At 69.5% G+C, this 3,332-nt stretch carries 4 protein-coding genes and 1 pseudogene; all 5 read right to left on the reverse strand.

Features of this window, described 5'->3' with window-relative positions:
* On the reverse strand, positions 1-522 hold a 522-nt coding region (tag, locus tag JOZ00_RS18540; RefSeq protein WP_293346188.1), incomplete at its 3' end, for a DNA-3-methyladenine glycosylase I.
* Positions 523-524: 2 nt separating this feature from the next.
* Positions 525-881 (reverse strand): DivIVA domain-containing protein, encoded by a 357-nt coding sequence (locus JOZ00_RS18545; protein ID WP_293346190.1) that lies wholly within the window; start codon positions 879-881, stop codon positions 525-527.
* A 39-nt stretch (positions 882-920) separates the two neighbouring features.
* Positions 921-1,922, reverse strand: coding sequence for a glucosyl-3-phosphoglycerate synthase (locus tag JOZ00_RS18550; protein WP_293346192.1), 1,002 nt, complete (start codon positions 1,920-1,922; stop codon positions 921-923).
* On the reverse strand, positions 1,919-2,743 hold the full coding sequence (gene folP / locus JOZ00_RS18555; protein WP_293346194.1) for a dihydropteroate synthase: 825 nt from the start codon (positions 2,741-2,743) through the stop codon (positions 1,919-1,921). Before folP ends, JOZ00_RS18550 begins: the two co-directional genes overlap by 4 nt.
* Positions 2,744-2,839: 96 nt before the next feature.
* Positions 2,840-3,332 (reverse strand): annotated as a pseudogene (locus JOZ00_RS18560) (long-chain-acyl-CoA synthetase); the annotation flags it as partial.

Genomic DNA, 3,332 nt, shown 5'->3' on the forward strand with positions numbered 1-3,332 from the left:
CATCAACGCGTAGGCGGTGGTGGGACCGACGAAGCGGAACCCGCGACCTTTGAGTTCACGCGCCATGGCCTTCGATTCCGCAGTAGCCGAGGGGATTTCGGAGGGGTCGGCCGGCCGGGGCCGCGGCGACGGGGCGAATGACCACAGCAGCTCCGACAGGTCGGCGGGAGTTCCCAGCTCAGCGGCGGCGCGCGCATTGGCAATCGTGGCCTCGATCTTGGCCCGGTTGCGCACGATGCCCTCGTCGGCCATCAGCCGCTGCACATCGGTGTCGGTGTAGCTGGCGATGCGCTCGACGTCGAACTTGGCGAACGCGCGCCGGAAGTTGTCCCGCTTGCGCAGGATAATCAGCCACGACAGCCCACTCTGGAATGCCTCCAGGCTCATCCGCTCGAACAGGGCCACGCCGTCGCGGACCTCGCGGCCCCACTCCTGGTCGTGGTAATTGCGGTACAGGTCGAAGTCGGGTCCGGGCCGAACGGTCGCCCAGCTACAGCGCACCAGCGCGTCGTCGTCGCTCACATCTAGTCCTGACGATCCTCGTCGCCCGCAGGTTCCACGTCCCCGGCCGAATCGCTCCGGGCTTCGGCGGTTGCGGGAGCATGCACCGCGCCCAGCTGGCCGCGCAGCGCCTCGAGCTCGCGGGCGAGCCGGTCCAGCACCCAGTCGACCTCACTGGTCTTGTATCCGCGCATGACCTGGGTGAACTTGACTGCGTCGACGTCGGCGCCCGTCACCCCGAACGCGGGCAGGACGGTGGCCGTCGTCCCGCGCGGCAGCGGCGGCAGCTGCTCACCGCGACCGAACAGCAGGCTGGCCGCGCCGAACAGCACGACCGCCACGAGCACGAGCACCACCAGGTACAGCAACACCAACGCCACGTGACCGATACTGCCCTATGCCGCCGACAGCGCGGTGCTCTACCGGGGTCGCAACACCTGCATCGGTGGCCGGTCCGCCAGCGACACCGGCGAGGTGTGCTGGGTGTAGCCGTGGTCGGAGTCGGCGACGAACTGCGTCAGCCCGACGCCGGAGTCGGGGATCCCGCAACGCGAGAGCAGGGTCGCGATGACCTGCCGGCTCATCACACCGAGTTCGGCCAGCGGCCGGTTGCGGTGCGCGCGGACCCCCAGGTTGGCCTGGGCGATCGCGTCCAGCCCCAGCCGGTCGAAGGTGTCCACCAGCAGCCCGATCTCCACGCCGTAACCCGGGGCGAACGGCACCGAGGTCAGCAGCTCGCGGGTGGCGGCGTATTCACCGCCGAGCGGTTGCACGATGGAGCCCAGTTCCGGGCGCAACGCCGCGAGCAACGGCCGGGCCACCAACTCGGTCACGCGCCCGCCGCCGGTCGCGCTCACGTCGGCCGCCACGTCGCCGGCATCGGCGAGCTCGCTACCCCGCAACGGCCGCCGATAGAAGCTTTTGACCAGGTGAATGCCGTCGCCGGTGAGCAGCGGAGCGACCAGCCAGGGCACGAACATCGGGTGCGGATCGATCAGGTCGGAGTCGACGAACACCACGATGTCACCGCTGGTCACCGCCAGCGAGCGCCACAGCGCTTCGCCCTTCCCGGGCCGGATCGGCACCTCGGGCAGCGCCTGCTCACGGCTGACGACGCGGGCACCCGCCGCGACGGCGCGGATCTCGGTGTCGTCGGTAGAACCGGAGTCCAGCACGATCAGCTCATCGACCAGCCCATCGACCAGCGGTGAGATGCTTTCGATGACCGATTCGACGGTCTCTTCCTCGTTGAGGGCCGGCAGTACCACCGAGATGGTCCGTCCCGCCTTCGCGGCTGCCAGTTCGTCGATGGTCCAGCTCGGACGGCTCCACCTGTCGTTGGCCAGCCAGACGTCGCCGGGCCGCGCGGCCAGCATCCGGTCGCTGGCGAGACGGCCGGCGAACAGGTCCGATGCCGTCATGCGAGCCCCCTCACCGTGCGCGCCGGCGGGCGAATGCCCTGGATCGAGGCCACCATCTCCAGCACTCGCCGGGTGGCCGCGACCTCGTGCACGCGAAACATTCGCGCACCAGCGGCCGCCGCCAACGCGGTGGCCGCCAATGTCCCCTCGAGCCGCTCGGTCAGTTCCACACCCAGAGTCTCCCCGACGAAGTCCTTGTTGCTCAAAGCCATCAGCACGGGCCACCCGGTGTCAACGAGATCGTTGACGTGCCGCAGGAGCACCAATCCGTGGAAGGTGTTCTTGCCGAAGTCGTGGGTCGGGTCGATCAGCACCCGGTCGCGGGCCACCCCGGATTCGACCGCCCGCTCGGCGGCGGTGGTGACCTGGCGGATGACGTCGTCGACCACGCCGCGCGTGGTGGTCCCGTAGTTCACCCGGAACGGACGCGTGCGCGGCTGGGCATTACCGGTGTGCGAGCAGACCAGACCGGCGCCGAACTCCGCCGCCACCTCGGGCAGCGCCGGGTCGACGCCGCCCCAGGTGTCGTTGATCAGGTCCGCGCCTGCCGCGCAGGCCACCTTGGCCACCTCGGCGCGCCAGGTGTCGACACTGATCAGCTGATTCGGATAGGCGTCGCGCACCCATTCGATGAAGGGCACCAACCGCGCGATCTCGGTGTCGGCGTCGACCTCCTGGCCCGGGCCGGCTTTGACACCGCCGACGTCGATGACATCGGCGCCCTCGGCGACGGCCCGGTGCGCGGCGGCCCTGGCGGCCTCGTCGCTGAAGGTCGCGCCCCGGTCGTAGAACGAGTCAGGGGTCCGGTTGACGATCGCCATGATGAGCGCGCGATCACCGGCGACGGGACGGCCGCAGAGACTTGACTGCACAGATCTATGGTGCCCGGTCACCGCGCGCGGCGCTGTCCCAGGGCATCAGCCCTGCGGCCGCTTGCCCGCCGAGACTTCCTCGGGGTAGTCGTCGTAGTACTCCACGTAGCCTTCGTCCCGCCCGGCCAGGACGTACAGCGGATCGCTCACGTCGGGGCCGTAGGCCTCGTCGCGCAACTCGACCTTGCGGCTCTTGAACGTCGAGGTCTGTTCGATCGAATCGACCAACCGCACGAACAAGGGCAGCGCGTAGCCGGGAAGCTGGTCATAGACCGTGTGGGCCAGAGATTTGCCGTCGAAGTCCGCTCCCTCGCGCAGCTTGACCGCGGCCATCCCGGCGCGCCCGCCCGTGCGCGGAACCTCGACGCCGAAGACCGTGCAATCCTCGACGCAGTCGTCGGACGCCACCGCCGCCTCCACCTGGGTGGTGGCCACGTTCTCTCCCTTCCAGCGGAAGGTGTCGCCGAGGCGGTCGACGAACGCCGCGTGGCCCATGCCCTGCGGGCTCATCACGTCGCCCGTGTTGAACCAGCAGTCG

The sequence above is a fragment of the Mycobacterium sp. genome (assembly GCF_019243155.1).
In the GTDB taxonomy this organism is placed as follows: domain Bacteria; phylum Actinomycetota; class Actinomycetes; order Mycobacteriales; family Mycobacteriaceae; genus Mycobacterium.